The sequence below is a fragment of the Aureivirga marina genome, assembly GCF_015767265.1.
Taxonomy (GTDB): Bacteria; Bacteroidota; Bacteroidia; order Flavobacteriales; family Flavobacteriaceae; genus Aureivirga; species Aureivirga marina.
In genome coordinates this window covers 46,050-63,188 of record NZ_JADPIB010000001.1, presented here as the reverse complement: position 1 = coordinate 63,188, position 17,139 = coordinate 46,050, and the positions used below count along the sequence as shown (strand labels likewise).

At 25.6% G+C, this 17,139-nt stretch carries 21 protein-coding genes; 19 read left to right on the top strand and 2 right to left on the bottom strand.

The genetic code is table 11. The features are described 5' to 3' along the window. Positions 1 to 5 precede the first annotated feature (5 nt). From I1A51_RS00315 to I1A51_RS00245, 15 genes are all read left to right on the top strand, one after another. Positions 6 to 320, top strand: a complete 315-nt coding sequence (locus I1A51_RS00315) for a hypothetical protein (protein WP_196890382.1) — start codon at positions 6 to 8, stop codon at positions 318 to 320. Further along, positions 317 to 946 (top strand): hypothetical protein, encoded by a 630-nt coding sequence (locus tag I1A51_RS00310; RefSeq protein ID WP_196890381.1) that lies wholly within the window; start codon positions 317 to 319, stop codon positions 944 to 946. The genes I1A51_RS00315 and I1A51_RS00310 overlap by 4 nt, the downstream gene beginning before the upstream one ends. Beyond that, positions 939 to 2,642, top strand: a complete 1,704-nt coding sequence (locus tag I1A51_RS00305; protein WP_196890380.1) for a hypothetical protein — start codon at positions 939 to 941, stop codon at positions 2,640 to 2,642. The genes I1A51_RS00310 and I1A51_RS00305 overlap by 8 nt, the downstream gene beginning before the upstream one ends. A 372-nt stretch (positions 2,643 to 3,014) precedes the next feature. Beyond that, positions 3,015 to 3,236, top strand: coding sequence for a hypothetical protein (locus I1A51_RS00300; protein WP_196890379.1), 222 nt, complete (start codon positions 3,015 to 3,017; stop codon positions 3,234 to 3,236). After that, positions 3,236 to 4,600: a hypothetical protein gene (locus I1A51_RS00295; RefSeq protein ID WP_196890378.1), complete on the top strand. Its 1,365-nt coding sequence runs from the start codon at positions 3,236 to 3,238 to the stop codon at positions 4,598 to 4,600. The genes I1A51_RS00300 and I1A51_RS00295 overlap by 1 nt, the downstream gene beginning before the upstream one ends. A gap of 1 nt (position 4,601) precedes the next feature. Beyond that, positions 4,602 to 5,555, top strand: coding sequence for a DUF6712 family protein (locus I1A51_RS00290; RefSeq protein WP_196890377.1), 954 nt, complete (start codon positions 4,602 to 4,604; stop codon positions 5,553 to 5,555). 9 nt (positions 5,556 to 5,564) lie between these two features. Beyond that, positions 5,565 to 5,861, top strand: coding sequence for a hypothetical protein (locus tag I1A51_RS00285; protein WP_196890376.1), 297 nt, complete (start codon positions 5,565 to 5,567; stop codon positions 5,859 to 5,861). Next, positions 5,858 to 6,751 carry a hypothetical protein gene (locus I1A51_RS00280; RefSeq protein WP_196890375.1) on the top strand — a complete coding sequence of 298 codons (894 nt, stop codon included), beginning with the start codon at positions 5,858 to 5,860 and terminating at the stop codon, positions 6,749 to 6,751. Before I1A51_RS00285 ends, I1A51_RS00280 begins: the two co-directional genes overlap by 4 nt. Then, positions 6,735 to 7,178, top strand: coding sequence for a hypothetical protein (locus tag I1A51_RS00275; protein ID WP_196890374.1), 444 nt, complete (start codon positions 6,735 to 6,737; stop codon positions 7,176 to 7,178). The genes I1A51_RS00280 and I1A51_RS00275 overlap by 17 nt, the downstream gene beginning before the upstream one ends. Before the next feature lie 11 nt (positions 7,179 to 7,189). After that, complete coding sequence (locus I1A51_RS00270; protein WP_196890373.1) at positions 7,190 to 7,657, top strand: N-acetylmuramoyl-L-alanine amidase; 468 nt, start codon at positions 7,190 to 7,192, stop codon at positions 7,655 to 7,657. Beyond that, the gene (locus I1A51_RS00265) at positions 7,647 to 8,090 is read left to right on the top strand and encodes a hypothetical protein (protein ID WP_196890372.1); all 444 of its coding nucleotides are present in this window, start codon (positions 7,647 to 7,649) and stop codon (positions 8,088 to 8,090) included. Before I1A51_RS00270 ends, I1A51_RS00265 begins: the two co-directional genes overlap by 11 nt. A gap of 95 nt (positions 8,091 to 8,185) precedes the next feature. After that, positions 8,186 to 8,824: a hypothetical protein gene (locus I1A51_RS00260; protein ID WP_196890371.1), complete on the top strand. Its 639-nt coding sequence runs from the start codon at positions 8,186 to 8,188 to the stop codon at positions 8,822 to 8,824. Then, positions 8,821 to 10,950: a hypothetical protein gene (locus tag I1A51_RS00255; RefSeq protein WP_196890370.1), complete on the top strand. Its 2,130-nt coding sequence runs from the start codon at positions 8,821 to 8,823 to the stop codon at positions 10,948 to 10,950. The genes I1A51_RS00260 and I1A51_RS00255 overlap by 4 nt, the downstream gene beginning before the upstream one ends. A 2-nt stretch (positions 10,951 to 10,952) precedes the next feature. After that, positions 10,953 to 12,014 (top strand): hypothetical protein, encoded by a 1,062-nt coding sequence (locus I1A51_RS00250; RefSeq protein ID WP_196890369.1) that lies wholly within the window; start codon positions 10,953 to 10,955, stop codon positions 12,012 to 12,014. Positions 12,015 to 12,121: 107 nt separating this feature from the next. Then, positions 12,122 to 12,712 carry a hypothetical protein gene (locus I1A51_RS00245; RefSeq protein WP_196890368.1) on the top strand — a complete coding sequence of 197 codons (591 nt, stop codon included), beginning with the start codon at positions 12,122 to 12,124 and terminating at the stop codon, positions 12,710 to 12,712. Between the two features lie 88 nt (positions 12,713 to 12,800). Here I1A51_RS00245 and I1A51_RS00240 read toward each other — a convergent pair whose 3' ends face one another. Next, on the bottom strand, positions 12,801 to 13,376 hold the full coding sequence (locus I1A51_RS00240; protein WP_196890367.1) for a hypothetical protein: 576 nt from the start codon (positions 13,374 to 13,376) through the stop codon (positions 12,801 to 12,803). Positions 13,377 to 13,544: 168 nt separating this feature from the next. Beyond that, positions 13,545 to 13,853 carry a helix-turn-helix domain-containing protein gene (locus I1A51_RS00235; protein WP_196890366.1) on the bottom strand — a complete coding sequence of 103 codons (309 nt, stop codon included), beginning with the start codon at positions 13,851 to 13,853 and terminating at the stop codon, positions 13,545 to 13,547. Between the two features lie 154 nt (positions 13,854 to 14,007). Here I1A51_RS00235 and I1A51_RS00230 point away from each other — a divergent pair, with 154 nt between their 5' ends. The 4 genes from I1A51_RS00230 to I1A51_RS00215 all read left to right on the top strand — a co-directional run bounded on the left by I1A51_RS00230 (position 14,008) and on the right by I1A51_RS00215 (position 17,087). Next, a complete protein-coding gene (locus I1A51_RS00230; protein ID WP_196890365.1) occupies positions 14,008 to 14,214 on the top strand; it encodes a hypothetical protein in 207 nt (68 codons plus the stop codon). Positions 14,215 to 14,216: 2 nt separating this feature from the next. Continuing rightward, the gene (locus I1A51_RS00225) at positions 14,217 to 15,587 is read left to right on the top strand and encodes a hypothetical protein (RefSeq protein WP_196890364.1); all 1,371 of its coding nucleotides are present in this window, start codon (positions 14,217 to 14,219) and stop codon (positions 15,585 to 15,587) included. A gap of 101 nt (positions 15,588 to 15,688) precedes the next feature. After that, positions 15,689 to 16,534: a hypothetical protein gene (locus tag I1A51_RS00220; RefSeq protein WP_196890363.1), complete on the top strand. Its 846-nt coding sequence runs from the start codon at positions 15,689 to 15,691 to the stop codon at positions 16,532 to 16,534. A gap of 226 nt (positions 16,535 to 16,760) precedes the next feature. Next, on the top strand, positions 16,761 to 17,087 hold the full coding sequence (locus I1A51_RS00215) for a hypothetical protein (RefSeq protein WP_196890362.1): 327 nt from the start codon (positions 16,761 to 16,763) through the stop codon (positions 17,085 to 17,087). Positions 17,088 to 17,139 lie beyond the last annotated feature (52 nt).

Here is a 17,139-nt window from a genome sequence, read left to right as displayed (position 1 = left end):
ATTGTATGGAACTTTTAAAATTCAACTTCACAGATTTTCATTATTCACAGATTGAAGAATTAGCAGCTAAAAATTATACTCCATATCAAATTGCTATAACATTAGAAGTTTCTTCAGAACTTTTAAAAAATGCTTTGTTAGATGAAAATTCAAGAGTGTTTTTGGCTTATCAAAAAGGAAGATTAAAACATCAAACTCAACTTGAAGATGCTATGAAGATTTCTGCAATTATGGGAGATGGTAGAATGATTGATTTATTACAAAAAAGAAAAGAAACTACAGACTTTGAGAATTTAAAAAATGAATATTTAGACTTATGAGAAAGAAAAAAAATTATGAAAGCGAATTAGAAGGAATACATTATGAAATTCTTACTGAATGGGTGGCTAATGGAAAAAATGATGTATTAGATGAAGAAATGACTTTGTATCTGGAGCAAATAGATCTTGTTCGAGATTTATATTATAAATGGAAAGTAAAAAAACAAATTGTAAAAATATTATTACAGAAATATCCAGATCTTTCAAAAGCTGCTGCTGAAACTCGATACCATGATTCAATGAACTTCTTTTATTCAGATAGACAAACGAAAAAAGAAGCTTATAGAGCTATGTTAGCTGAAAAAATAGAAACTTTAGCCAATCTAGCTGCAACAACTGCAAGAGATGAGAAAGGGATTATTACAGCTGGAAAATTACTGAAAATGGCTTATGAAGTTTCTGGAGCTGGAGAAAAAGAACCAGAAAAGCTTCCAGAACATTTACTAATTCCGAAAACTCCAATTTATACTATTAATGCAGATCATATTGAAGATTTAGAACGAGTAGATAGAAATATGCTTGCAGCTCAAATTGATAGTATGGATATTACAGAAAAGCAAAAAGATAAACTGAAATCTGAAGCACAAGTTGAACCTTTTAAAATGTTTAATGAAGAAGATGACTAAAAGGAAAAAAATCAACTTAAAAGATGAAAATTTGGATATAAGATATTCAAATATTGTTTCTACAATTATTCAACTTGTAAAACCAAAAAATCTTGCAGTTATTGGTGGAAGAGGAACTTCAAAAACTACAGACATTCAAGCAACAAGAACAATGGATATTTCCCATGAAATGCCAGGTTGTTATATTGCTCTTTCTTCAGATACTTATATGAATGCTTTGAAAAATGTTGTTCCAGCTCTTTTAGAAGGTTTTCAAAGACATGGATGGATTGAAGATATTCATTATGTTGTTGGAAAAAGACCTCCAACACATTTTAAAAAACCATATAAAAAACCTGAGCTTTGGAAACACACAATTACGATTCACACAGGAACACATATAAAATTGATTTCTATGGATCGTCCTAGTACTGGAGCTGGAGATTCGTATCAACATATTATTGGAGATGAAACAAAATTTCAATCTGAAAAGAAAATTGGAAAACTTACTCCAGCTGTAAGAGGTGAAGCAATTCGTTTTTCAAAATCTCCATATTATCGAGGACGTACTTGGACAACGGACATGCCGAACAAAAATCATAATGAACATGATTGGATTTTAAGATTAAAAAAGAATATGAATAAAGAGCAGATTAAATTAATTTTTCAAGTTGCTCTTGTTTTGAATGAATTAAGGATTGAATTATATCATGCTGAGAAAGCAAAAGATGAAAAGAAAATAATAAACATTAATAGAAATATTGAGCGTTGGACAAAGAGATATGATAAAGTAAGAAAAGATTCTACTTTATACTTTCAAGTTTCTTCTTATGTAAATGCTGATATTTTAACTCCAGGTTTCTTTGATGATTTATTGAAAGAAATGGATTTTACAGATGTAAAAACTTCTATTTTATCAATTGAGCCAAAGCTTGAAAAAGGTCAAAAATTTTACCCAAATCTTACTACTGCAAATTTTTATTCAGATTCATATAATTATAATTATTATGATCAATTTGAATTGACTAATGAAGGAGTTTCAGAAAGTTGTTTAGGATTAAAATATTTGAAATTAGATGAACCAATTGAAGCTGGATTAGATACAGGAAATATGTGTTCTATGGCAATTGGTCAACCTTTTGGATCTGAATACAGAATTATTAAAAATTTATATACAATCCCTCCAGATTTCTTACCAGAACTAGCAAAACAATTCAGAAACTTTTTTAAAGAACATCAAAGAAAAGAATTGATTCTTTTTCATGATAGAGCTGCAAATGCTTATGAAGCTGTAAGGGAAGATCATGCTTCAAAATTCAAAAAAGCAATCGAATACGATGAAGACAGAAATCCTACTGGTTGGACTTGTACATTAATGAATCGAGGACAATCAACAATAACACAACAAAAAGAATATGAATTATTATTAGCAATGTGTATTGGATCTCATAGCTTACCAAAACTTTTAATCGATAAAAATGAAGCTCCAGAAGCAAAATCTTCCATGGAGTTAACTAAAATAATTGTCCGTGAAGATAAAAATGGAAAGAAAACAATTCATAAACAAAAATCATCTGAGAAATTAGCTTTTCATCTTCTTCCTAAAAATTCTACAAATATGAGTGATGCAGTAAAGTATTTACTTTGTCGTCCTGAATTTTTTGCAAAATTAAATGGTGAAAGTTCTTATGTTTCTTCAGATCCAAAAATTTACTAAAACTACTTTTCGGTCAACTTTTAATTGAAAAAGGTCAACATTTGACCTTTTTTTCATTTTATAAAATTATAAACCTGCATAAACACTAAGTTTTCACTCGAAAAAAATATTTGAAAAAAGTTTTTCAAACGATTCTGACCGCCCCGCTCAGAGTTGTGTTTGTCTGGACACTTATATATTATTATTTAGAGATATGATTTATTAGTGTTTATGCGCTATGAAGCAAAAAAGAGCATTTCAAGAGTAGTTTTTCAAAATTTCCAACATTTTTCTTTTTTGGGTCGACTTTGTCCTTTTCTCAATCTTCTATTAAGATTAAAATTGTGTATGGACAATTCTAAATCAATACACATAAAAGAAGCATTTAAGAAGATGCGAGAACTAACAGAAGCTGGACAAACTTTTAGTTTTTCATTTCACTCTTGCAATTTGTCGGACAAAAAATCTCGTGGAAAAATCTTTGTACAAAAGGCAAAGATTAGAAAGCAAAATGCTGATATGATGTTTCAATACTTTGATGAAGTACAGCAAAAATCAAAGCAATGTTATGTGTGTTTATTAATGACTTTTAATAATCAAAAAATTGAACTTTAATGTATATACACGAACATTTAGATAATGATATTGATGTAGTTCTTAATGAAAAGAACTTATATACTTTCCAGATAGATGGAAGATCTAATGGAGGAGGATCTAATACATCAGATTCTTCAGTTCATAATTTTTCAGATTGGACCAGGACAAAATTAAAAGCTGGGAATTTTGAAGTTATTCCATACGGAAAAGATAATAAGTTAGACAAACAACTTCAGGATACAATCTTTCCAAATCATCTTGCACCGAGAATTCTTACTAAGAAAGCTTTTCTATTATGGGGAACAGGACCAACATTATATAAATTAACTCCAGAAGGAAAGAATATTGTTCGTGAATATGTTGAAGATTCTAAAATAGAAGAATGGTTGTATTCATTTGATATTGAAAAAACTTTACTGAATTCAATAACAGATTATTATTATACTGAAAGTTGTTTCCAAAAAATTATTAGGAAAAAAGGAAGCAGATTAGGATTAAACACTCTCCCAGAGATAGAACATATTTCTTTTAAAAAATGTCGTTTGGCTTATCGAAAATCAGATAAAAGAAAAAAAGCAACTCATGTTGTAGTTGGTGATTGGGAAAATGGAAATTCTAATGATTTTAAAGTTTATCCATTGTTTGATCCTTTTTCTCCAGATAAATATCCAATATCAATTGCATATAATTTTCAATCAACTTTTGGAATGGATGATTATGCAATGCCTGATTTATACGGTTCTTTAGCTTCAATTAAAAGATCTACTTCAATTCCTTATATCATTGAAGCTTACACAAAGAATTCAATTAATATTAAATATCATATTACTTCTCCAGCTCGCTTTTGGGAAAAGAAAAGAGATCAATTGAAAAAGTTCTATGAAGCTAAAAAGCAAGTTTATAAAGAAAAATATTTAGATGAATTAAAATCTAAAATATTAAAAACAATTACAGATTTATTAAGTGATGTTGATAATGTTGGTAAAATCTGGCACAGTGAATTAATCATTGAAACGCTAGGTGGAAAGCAAATTGAGCATGGTTGGAAAATCACGCCAATTGACCAGAAAATTAAAGAATTTGTGGATGCACAATTAAAAATCGGTACTCATTTCGATTTTAATACTGTTGCTGGACTTGGTTTGCATTCAGCTTTAGCAAATGTTGGAGCAGATGGAAAATCTGATTCTGGAAGCGAACAACTTTATGCTTTAAAAAATCACCTTTTAACAGAAACTAATATTCCAGAAATGATTGTTTGTAAAACGATCAATCAATTAATCAAATACTTTTTTAAGACAAAAATAAAACTCGGATTCTACCAAAGTTTGCCTGAGCGTGAAGAAGATTTATCAAGTGAAAACCGAATAAAAAATAATTAGTATGGAATTGATTTTTAATAAAGATGGAAAAGGATCAAAAGAACTAAAAGAACATTTAGGATTTCTTGATGCAGATTTTAAATATAAAAATATCAAAACAGATATTGAACACGCAACTTTAGATTTGATTAATCTAATTGGAGAAGAAACATATTTAGAGATTCTGAAAATTTACAAAAAGGAAGAATTAACTGAAGAAGAGCAAACTTTAATTCGTTATACACAGCTTCCAATTGCTCAATTTGCACATTTGGCTTTTTGTGCAAATTATGATTTGAACCATAGCAACAACGGAAGAAAAATTGAATTAGGAGCAGATGAGAAAATTCCTTTTGCTCATCAAATTGAAGCAGATAATATTGCTTCACGAAAAAGAGGATATAAAGCTTTGGACATTCTTTTAGATTATCTGGAGAAAATTCAATTTAATTCCTGGATAAATTCAGAAATATTCAAAGAAGCAAAAAATCACTTTATTTCTTCAACAAAAGAGTTTAAAAAAGTATTTAAAAACTTTGACTCAAGACAACTTTTTGTTCGACTTCAATCTGCAATTCATGATATTGAAATGGATGAAATTATTCCAGTGATTGGACATGAGAATTTCAATACTTTACTTCAGAAAAAGAATGAAAACGATTTAAATACTCAAGAAAAACAATTGGTGAATTTTATTCAAAAAGCAATTGCATTTTTCTCTTTACATGAAGCATACAAAACACTTCCAGTTGAAATGTTTCCAGGAACAATTTATAATGAAAAAGGAGTAATGAGTTCTCAAGCTCGTTTGGAAGTTCAAGACTATTTCAAATTAAAAGCAAGCAGTTTTTTAGAGAAAATCATGAAGTTAAACATTCAAAAAATGGAAGAAGATCTTTTAATAAATACGGAAGAAGATATTATAGATCCAATGAATATGGATTTAATGGATAACGGAAAATCAATCAATTTATAAATAGTAATTATGAAAATTATAAACTACTTCAAACAACTTTATAAAAAGTGGAAAGCAAAAAGAATTGAAAGAAGAAATGAAGAGTTTTTTGCTAAAATTATTCATGAACAAGAAGAAAAAGGAATTCAGAAAATCATTAAAAAAAAAGAAATAATTGATTTTGCTAATAAACAGCAAAGAGGAAAAAAGAAAAGTAATTTTCAATTAATGGAACTTTTAAAAAGAAAGTTTGATTTTAAGAAAATGAAAGAAGATCATGGAATTGTAATTGAAGAAAAAGACACTCAAACATTGCAGCTTAAATGATACCAATAGCACTTCCAGAGAAAAATATTCAATTAGAATTTCCAGAAGAAATTTCAGAATTGACAAATGATCAGTTTCAGTTTTTGTGTAAATGCATTTGTCAATTTATATCTGGAGAACTTTCTTTTTTTGATTTAAAAATTCATGTTTTATATAAGTTTTTAAACATAAAAAGAAGTACAAAAAAACTTTCTGAAGAAGAATATTTAAATAGAAATTCGAATGTGCTGCACCTTTCCGATTTGGTCGAAAATTTCTTTAATACTACTCATGCTGAAGGAAAAGAACGAAAGCAAATAAAGCTTGATTGTACCGAAAATAAAATTCCATTTCTTAAAGTTGGTTTTCAAAAATATATAGGTCCAAAGGATTTGTTTTTAAATATCACTTTTGGAGAATTTATTGAAGCGCAAACACATTTTCAGAATTATATTAAAACTAATTCTGAAGAAGATCTAAACTTATTAGCTGCTACTCTTTATCGAGAATCAAAACCAAAAACTAGAAAGAATAAAATTGAAAATTATCAAGGTGATAAAAGAATAAAATTTCATGTTGCTTCGGTTGAAACCAGGGCAAAGAAATTTAAGAAAGTTCCAATTCATTTGAAGTTCGGAATTTTCATCTATTTCGCTTCTTGTTTAGAATTCATTGCAACTGAAGTAATTGAAGTTTCTGGAAATCCGATTAACCTTTCTCCACTTTTTCAAAAATCAGAATCAAATAATGAATCAATAGGTTTAGTTTCTGTCCTTTTCTCTTTGTCGGAATCTGGCGTATTTGGTGATAAAGAAAAAACCGAAGAAGAATTGTATTGGACAATTCTTTTAAAGTTATACGATAATCATTTGAATATTAAAAACATCGAGCGAAATGCTAAAACTAAGTGAGATTAAAGAATACGTTGGAGAATTTGCTGCGCTAATATCTAATTCTACAAAAGTAATTCATGTGGTGGATGATAAAGATTTTGCAAATCATACTAAAGATATCTCTGATGAAGATCATGAATTTATCCTGGTAAATGTTATTCCAGATTTTCATGCTATTTCAAATGATATTGATTCTATGCGTTTAATGCCAAGAATACAGTTTTATATTGTTCAGAAAACAAGTTCTAAAGCTGGAAATGAAAAAGAAATGGAAATTCTGGAGCAAACACAAAATGCTGTTGAAAAAATAGTAAATCAAATGATGGCAGATATTGAAAAAGGAAATACTTGTTCTTTCAAAGTTGCTCTTTCTACAATAAATACAGAACCAGTGAAAAATTATCATCAAACTACTGGTTGGGTTTTAAGCTTCGAATTAATCTAAACATTCATAAAATGAAAAAACTTCAATACTTAATAATTCATTGTACCGCTACGCCAGAAAATAGAAAAGTTTCTAGTAATGATATTCGAAATTGGCATTTGAAAGGGAGAGGATGGAAAAGAGTTGGTTATTCTGATATGATCCATTTAGATGGGAAAATTGAAAATCTTCATCCTTGGGATTCTGATGGAATAAAAGAAGGTTGGGAAATTACAAATGGAGCAAAAGGATATAATTCAATTTCTCATCATGTAGTTTATGTTGGTGGTTGTGATTCTAAAATGAAACCAAAAGATACTCGAACACCTGAACAGAAATTATCTCTACAACAATATGTGGAAGATATTATTGCACTTTTCCCTGATATAAAAGTTATTGGACATAATCAGGTAGCAAATAAAGCTTGTCCAAGTTTTAATGTTCCAAAGTGGTTGGAATCAATTTGTATTAATGAAAAAAACATCGGATATGAAATCTAAATTTATCTTCTTTTCCATTTTGCTTCTTTTGTGTAGTTGTGTTACAACCAAAAAAGCAACTACAGAAATTCAAAATAAACGAAAATTAAAAGAGGTTTTACAAGTAAAACAAACCGAAATTTCAAAAGCAATATTTGATACTATTTCATTTGAAATTCCAGTTGAATTAGCTGCAACCATACAAGATTTTTCTTCTGAAAAAAAGTCTGGAGAAAACCAGGTTAAAATTCTTAAAAAAGGAAATAAAGTTATCTTTCAAACCAAAGTTGCAGAAACCAAAGTTGAAAAAGATTCTATTTATAAACACAAAGAAATAAACCAGGAAACTTTTAAGGAGAAAGAAATAAAGAAAACCTTTCCCTATTGGGTTTTATGGTTGTTCATTTTATTTGTTTGTTTAATTGTAAGTTTATTTGTTAAAAATAAATTTTAAATTAAATATTTTATGTTAATAAATTATATTTTTACAAAACTCTTTCAATTTGAAAGAGTTTTACATTTAAACTAAATTTAATTTAAAAAATAAAAATGGAAAAGGTATATAAAGACCGAATTCGTATTTTTCTAATTATTTATTTTTTTGGAGAACCTATAAATAATAATCCCAAATTCACTCGTTTATTAAAAAGTGAAGTGAAAATTCAAAAAATACATTTTTTAATTAGAAATCCAGATTACCTAGCTTACGAACTACTTAAGATTTCTGAAAAAAAACCAAATGAAAGAGATAATATAAAATTGATTGTTGATAATATATTCAAAAATAAAGAGCCTAAATTAAAAAAGGATGAAATGGAAAAATATTTTTTTGGAGCATATGAATCAATTGATGAAATTATTTCATTTCTAACTAGTTTAGATTTAATAAAATTTGAATCTAAAAGAAGTTCTTCAATGAAGAAAATAGAAAAAGAATATTACATAACTAAAAAAGGTGAGAGCTTCTTTCAAAATAAAAAAAATGAAAAAAATACACATGCTAATTGGTATTTTGAACGTTGTGATTTGATTAAGAGGTATTTTGGAATTTACTCTGGAAGTGAGCTAAAAGATTTACAATATAGCATAGAAGAATATAAAGAAACTAAGTATAATGATTTTATAAGAGAGATAACTTCAAATGTTAAACTTAAATATAAAAAATTATATAAAAAAGAACTAATATGAATTTCAATTATAATAATTTTAAAGATAAATTCTATAAAAAATATTCTAATCATTTACCAATTGATGAAATTGACAAATTATTAGGTGAAAAAGAAGATTATGAATATGATAGTTCTACCTCATCGGGCAAAAGATTAAAAATAGATACAATTCATCTTTATGGATTAAAAATTAATACTCTTAAAGAACAAAATATTGATAATACAGAAATAAATTTTACCCATGAATATAATAATGGAATAAATATTTTTATTGCAGATAATTTAAGAGGTAAATCTTCTGTTTTAAAATTTATAAAATTTGCATTAACAGGAAGTAATAGTTCATTAAAAGCAGATGTGAAAAAATGGGTTAATCAAGTTTTTTTAAATTTTAGAATTAATGAAAAGAAATACACTATTTTTTTAGATCTTTCAAAAAAATCTCTAAGAGCAAAACTTTTTTTTGGTACCGCAAAAAATCTAAAAGAATTTGAGGATTATAACCAAAAAGAAATATTCATAATTGACTCAACAAGTGTTTCTGATTATACTAATAAAATAGAAAACTTTTTTTTTAAAGAATTTTCCTATTATAGTTTAAATTGGACACAGAAAAATTCAAATAAAGATCAAACGGGCTTAAAAGAATCAAGAGCAAGTTGGAAAACATACTTTAAATCGATATTTCTAGAGTCTAAAGATAGTAGTGAATTAGTTTATGGTAACCAACCAAATAAAATGTTTCAAAACCTTTTGGGGTTAGATTTTACTTATCCAATAAATCAATTATCACTTAAAAGAGATTTTATGAAATCTAATCGAGCTGAATTAAACAACGCTATATTTAAAAATAAGATGAATGTAGAGAGGAAAAAAGAGGAGATTAGAAAGAATTTAGATATTTTAAATAATAGACTACAAGAAATTGATAATTTATTAGAATCTGATATAAATTTAAATGATTTATTAGTAAAGAAAAAAATATTACTTAAAGAATATGAAGAGGTAAGTTCATTAAAAAATCAAAAAATTAATTTGAATAATAAATTAAGATCAATTAGAAATACTAAAGATTCTTTAATTATTGATAAAGATGAATACCAAACTAAACTTAATAAGACTAAAAAAAGTATAGCAGACTTAAAGGAATATAATGAATATAATGTGTTTTTTGCAAATTTGGATATAGTAAAGTGCCCTAAATGTGAAAAAGAAATTACAGAAGAAAAGAAAAAAGAAGCTTTAGAAAAAGAATGTTGTTCATTATGCAATGAGAGTATTGATAAAACTCCAATAAATATTTTAGAAAGAAAAGAAAGTTATGAATCAAAAATAAAACGCTTAGAAGAAAATTTAATTAGTGATCAAAAAAGAATAGATGAAGCACTTAATGAAATTGACAAAAATGATTTAAATTATAACAATGTTTATAATGAAATAATTTTAATAGAAGGGAAAATTAGAAAAATATTACCTATTGATAAAATAGTTTTAAAAATTAATGAAATAATTCAATCAGAAAAAAAATTAATTCAATTAGAAAATGGTACAATTAGAAAAGAAAAAGATTCTCTTTTAGAAAAAAAAGGAGAACTTAATAACAAGCTAAATAATTTAGCAAATAATGATGTTAATATAGAAGAAGAAAATTATGATATCAAAATTTCTTTATTGGAAGATGCAATTATAAAGTTAACAGATTTAAGATATGAGAAATCTTCTAAAATTTTAACAGAACTTTCAGGTTTAATGCTACAAGAATTAAAAATGTTTGGATTAAATTCTATTTCTGAAATTAAAATAGATAAAAAATTAAATATTAATTTTATACAGTCAGACGAAATAATTCAATTTAGTAATATTGCTGAAGGTGAACAATTAAGAGTTAAATTAGCTTTTTACTTATCATTAATACAATTGGATATTCAATACAATTTTGGTAAGCATGTTAAATTTTTAGTTATTGATAGTCCAAGTAAAGAAGAAGGTGATTCTAGTTATTTAACAGGACTTATTAATAAATTAAAAGATATTAATGATAAGCATGGTGATGAACTTCAAATTTTAATTGGAACTGCTGAAAGAAGTTTTGAAGGTGTTGTTAAAAATGAAAAAATATTCCCTGAGAATGAATTTGTATTTTAATTATGAATAATATTATTCTTAAAAATGAATTTAAAAAATTTAATTCCTTTCAAAAACATAATTTTTTTGAAAGGAAGATTTTTATTGCAGAAATCAACAATTTAGATGAAAATAAAATACATAAATTTCTTAAACAAATAATATTTGATGAAAGTGAAGAAAAATATATTAGAGAATTAGCATTAGAGAGTTATATTGAATTAGTTTTTAATCAAATAATTAGTAAAAGAAGAGCTTTAAGCTTATTAATAGATGACTGGTATGATATAGAAGCTGAAATTGATAAAGAAAAAAACACTTTTTTAAATTTAAAAAGATTAAGAAAATTATTTTTATTTTATTCTTCAGAAAAGAAAGATATTGAAGAGATTTTTTTAAAAAATTCAAATTCAGATAACTTAGAAATCTCAACATTATCAAATGAAAAATTAGGTTTAATTAAAATTCAAAAAGCAATTTTAGCTAAAGAAAAAAATGAAGCTATATCATATTTTGAGGAAAGTTGCTCATGTTTTCGAAAATCTATGATGGAAATAGAAAATCAAGTTAATCATGAATTTTATTTAGATTTTTCATTATTAAACCTAAATTTTTTAAAAAATAATTTTGAAGACTCTAATCAAAAACTTATAAATAATTTATCTAAAAAATTATTTACTAAACAACTTTATAATTTAAATATAACTGAAGATCAAGATACAAATATCCAATTCTATTTCTTTAAAATGGTAGATTCTGTTCAGGATATATTAAATGAGAAACCAAATCACTGGTTAGATTTTGAACAGAAATTTAATGAAATGTATATAAATTTCTGTAATATTCAATACAATGAAATTGAACATAAAATTTATAATATCGATACTTTTAATAATTTTGAAAGTTATAATAAGAAATTTATGTTGAATGATTATTTTAATTGTAATTTTCAGTATGAAAAGAAAAAGATTGAAATACTTTTAAATTGTGAAAAAGAAAAAAATATAGATAAAAATCAGATTGAATTTTTAGAATATGTAAATAATCTTTTGGGTGATAATTCTCAAAAAAAAAACTTCAGATAGAATTTATACTAGATGGTTTAGTAAAAGTTAATCCAAATATTAATTTAGAATTTCTTCAGAATGACATAAAAGATATTGATTTATCCAATCCAATAGATGTCTTTAATTTGATAATTAATTACTTAAATAAAAGCGATTTACTTACAGTTATTGTTTTAGCTTGTTTTAGACTACAATCTAATTTTGTATATATAGGAGAAAAAACTCATGAAAATGATATTTCAAAATCTGAAGATTCAAGAAACACTTATATTGCAGATGGAATTAGTTCCACACAAAAATTTATAGCCAAAGACCAAACAAGAATGGGAACATCACATGGTGGAAAAAATAGTGGTGAAATAGATATTTACATTTATGATAGATTTGATAAACCTTTATCAATAATAGAAGCTCTAAATTTAACATCTTTGAATAAAAACTATATTAAACTTCATATAGATAAACTTTTTGTTTATGATACAGTTGGACTCAATGAAAATTATATATTGATTTATTATTCAGGAAAACAATTTGAAACATTTTCTGTAAAATATTACACATATATTAATAATTTTGATTTTAAATACAAAAAGTCAAAACTTGAAAAAATAGAAAAATTCAATTTTGCTGATATTTTAATTTACAAAACATTTCATAATAGAAACCAGAAAGAAGTGTATTTATATCATATTTTAGTTAATATGAATAATCAATAGAAAAAAATCCCACCAAATTTTGCGCAACTGGTGGGATAACTTTTTAAAGTAAAAAGTTTCTTAGATTTTATATGAAAAAAAATAATTATTAATTTAATTTCACAACTTCAAAATTAAATTGGTAATTATTAAAATTATTAATCGCTTCTAAACTTAATACTGAAAATACATCATCTTCTTCTTTGAAAAATCGACCTGCATCAAGTAAAGTATTTGCTATAATATAATTCGGATTTTCCAATTTTAAATATTCTTTTCTTATTTTTATTTTATCACCTTCAATTAATACAATATTTGGATGATTTAAACTATATTTTTTTAAAAATTGGATATAATTTTTTATTTGTTCAAAACAATCATTAAATAATTTTAAGTATATAAATATCGAAAATTCATTATGAATTAATAAATATTCTTTATCTGTATCATCTACTAATTTTGCATCTAAATATATATTTGCACAATCTTTTATTTTTTTAGATTCGATTTTCAATACATCTCTAAAAGTTATATTTTTAAAAGATGATAAATATTCTTCTTTGTCCTTATCATCTAAAAAGATATTGTTCTCTTTAATTTTTGAATAAAAGCTTATTTCATTTAATGGTTGATTTATTAATGATTGATAAACAAAAAGCCTTTTTGTGAATTTTTCTTGAGTCATTATATTTTTTTATATTTTATATATGCAAGATAATTATTTTAAGATGCAAAACTTTCATACAAACAAAAAACCTCCAACTAGCCTGGAGGTTTTTTTCAGTAAAAATTCTATGTCTATAATTTAAATACTGTTCGAGTTTTATTGTGTTACGTTCATGCTAAAAAAGAATCAAAACTTTTTCATTAATTCTTTTAAATCCTCTTCACTCTTAATTACATATTCAACACCATCATATGAAATAACACCAAAAGGTCTTTTTTCTTCTTCTATTTCTTGTTCAAATAAATCAACTAGATTAATATTCAATGCATCTGCAATATTCTCTAGCGTTTCTAATTTAGGACTATTCTTTTTATTTACAATATTACTAATGGTTGCTCTAGTAATACTATTACCCTTTAATTCCATCAATTCCATTAATTTTTCAAATGAAACTTTCTTTTCTTTTAAAACTTCTCTTAACCTTAATTTTGTCATTTTTCAAGTTCAATGGAAAATATTTTTTCCATTAATTGTGTTTTAATGGAAAATATTTTATAAGTTTGACGTATAATTTATTTTACTATATAGCAAAAATAGGAAAAAAGATTATTCATCAATGAAATTATTCAATAAATAAAATATATCAGTTATGAGTCCAAAAGCACAAGAATTAGCAAAATTGACAGCAGAGTTAAAAGAACTGTATAAAGAATTAGAAGAAGCTGAAAGAGAAAGAGACATCATGAATGGAGAACACCTTACCTACACCAAGCCAAAAAAGAAAAAGAAGAAAAAAAAGAAGAAATCTAAAAAAGAAGTTAATACAATATATGTAGCGAAAATGAAAATAGTATAGTCATGGGAAAATTTATATTATCCAATGAAGATGTTTTTGATGAAAAGCGAAATCAGTTTGAGCAGTCAAAAGAATACGAACGTATTTATGAAAGTTTACGCCCAAAAACCTATGAAGAACGAAACTTTTTCAAAAAGCAAATGGCAAAATATGCTTCTTGGGGAAGTCAAATAATTTCGATTATTACAGAGTTTTCAGCAATCTATTTTTTCATGTATGGTTTTTTGTATAAACTTCCCTATTCTGAAATTATAAGCACAGTTTTTACACTTATTTTTTCAATCTGCAAAGAGTTGTATCAACAAAAATATGCTCCAGAAATCATGAAAGATATTATTAAATATGGATTTAAATACAAAAGAATTGTATTAGATAGTATTTGGATTTTGGTTCTTACAACAATCAGTGTTTTTGCAAGTTTTTCAGGAAGTTTTAATATTGTTGAAGTTGTCGGAAATCCTCCAGTAACACAAGATCCAAAACTGATAAATATTTCAGAACTAGAAAACCGATATCAATCGCAAATTCAAACTGCCGATTTGGATGCAAAAGAATATTTCAAAAAAAGAAGTTATAAAGGAAAGTTAAATGATAAATATGCAGAAACGTATAACAATCTTTTGAATCAGAAAATTGCTTTACAATCGGAAATGTTGGATAAAATAAATTTAGCCGAAAAGAAAAACGAACAATTGATTTCTTCAGCTACCAAAAAGCATGAAGAAGCAATGCAGAACTATAACAAAGAAGCTTATAGAAAAGGAACAAATTTAGGTTTGGTTTCTATCGGAGCGCAATTTTTCTTTTTCCTTTGCATTCATTATCGAGTGCGTTTTGATATCGAAACAGGAAAACAATATTCAGAATTTTATACTCCTACTCCAGTAGAAAATCAAAAACAAATTATCGAAACACAGAATTTTCAGAAGATAGAAAGTTCGCTTGAAACACCATATTCGACCAATAATAAAATTGGTTTTGAAGCGTCCAACAAACGGAACAAAGATTTTAAAAATAGTGTTCTTTCAGACCAATCAAAACCAAAAGAAAACCATTTTCCAAAACCACAACAAACCGTGTCCAGACAGGCGATAGACCAAAAACCAAAACCAAAAGAAAACCAAAAAATAGAAACCAAAATTATCAGAGAAACCAAAACCGATTTAAAAGATCTTCATACCGTAGAACACAAATTGCCAACTGGAGAAATCAAACATGTAAATGAATCTTATATTGATAATATGATTCGTAAATATGAAAAGAAAATTGATGAAGCTGTAAATAGCAATTCAAAAGAATCAGTTATTGAAAATCGAAAAAATTGGCTGGTATATTGGAAAGGGAAGAAGGAAGAACTTCTTTCTAAATCGTGATTTAAAAATTTGCGACCAAGCATTTTATTTCTCCCTCACTTCTTTATTGGAGTGGGGGATTTTTGGTAGATTTGGTTTACAAAAATTTTAAAACACACACTATGAAAAAAATACTACTTTTTTTATTCCTTATTTCTTTAAATGTAAATGCTTTTCAGAAGGATGGTGGAGAGGATAAATCTGTCGTCGAATATAAAATAGAACAACTAAACAAAGATTTAGAAGCAGAAAAATCTAAAAACGAAAAGTTGGAAAATGAGATTAAATCTTTAACAGAGAAGTTTCATTCTATTGAGAATAAGGTTGATGTTCATATGTCTAAAGAATCTTTTTTTAGTGACATTCTATCAGGACTATCTAATATTTATTCAATAATTATTGGAATTATATTAGCGATTGCTGGTTTATTAAGTTGGCGACATTTTATAATAGAAAAAAAGAAACTTGAAAAATTATTAAAAGAAGAAAAAGAAAATTTTGAAAAACTTAGAGAGGAAATTAAAGATGATTTTGCTAGTGAAAAGAAAGAAATTAATTCTGAAATAGAAAAAATACATGAAGAGAAAAGGGAAATGATTATATCTGATTTTGAACAAAAGTCTTATATATCTGTAATAGCCATTGATATGTGTGTAAAAAATGATGATTATATAGGGAGATTTAATTTTGAATTACAATTTTTATATAATTATTTTGAATATGAGAAATTAAAAGAAGATGATTTTAATAAAGATTATTATTTAAAAGGATTAAATGACTCATTAAATTTTTTAAATGAAAACTTTAAAGAAACTTTTTCTGAGAATGATAGAGAATCAATAAATAATTATAAAGAAAATATTTATAAATGTTTAAATGTATTTGATTATGATAATGATATTCAAATTGTAGTATCCAAAATAAAATTAAAAATAGAAAGTTTATTAGAAGAAGAAGTTGATTCTTAGAAAAATATAAAAATTCTCCCTCACTTCTTTATTGGAGTGGGGGATTTTTTTGTTTTAGAGTAATGATATAGTTGAATTTTTTAAATAAAAATAAATATGGTTTGCAAAATGTTTGCAAAATGTTTGCAAGAATCAAAATTATATTTTAGATTTGTTATGTAAGCAAAACGGAAGAAGAGTGAAGCCAAAAAGAAACTCAATTTTTAATTTAAAAAATTTAATAAAGATGAAATCAAGCATTAAACAATTAATTAATCAAATAGCAAAAGACAATGCTTCTTATATCAAATCTCATAATGAGGAAGGTAATATTGCTGAATATTTAAAAGAAGATATTTATGGTACAGACAACTCAATACATCAATATTTGACAGATAAAGAAAATGAAGAATTTGAAAAAACTGTATTTGATTTTGAAGATGAAGAAGATTTTGCTAATCATCAAGCTGGGAAATTAACAAAATTAGTTGATGAAGTAGTTGAGTTTATTGAATCGAATTTCAACATTTCAATAGATGAATTTTTAGGAGAAGAAGTTGATCCTGCTTATTAAGAAAAAACTTCAATCAACACCACTAAAAATTGGTGGTGTTTTTTAACTTCTA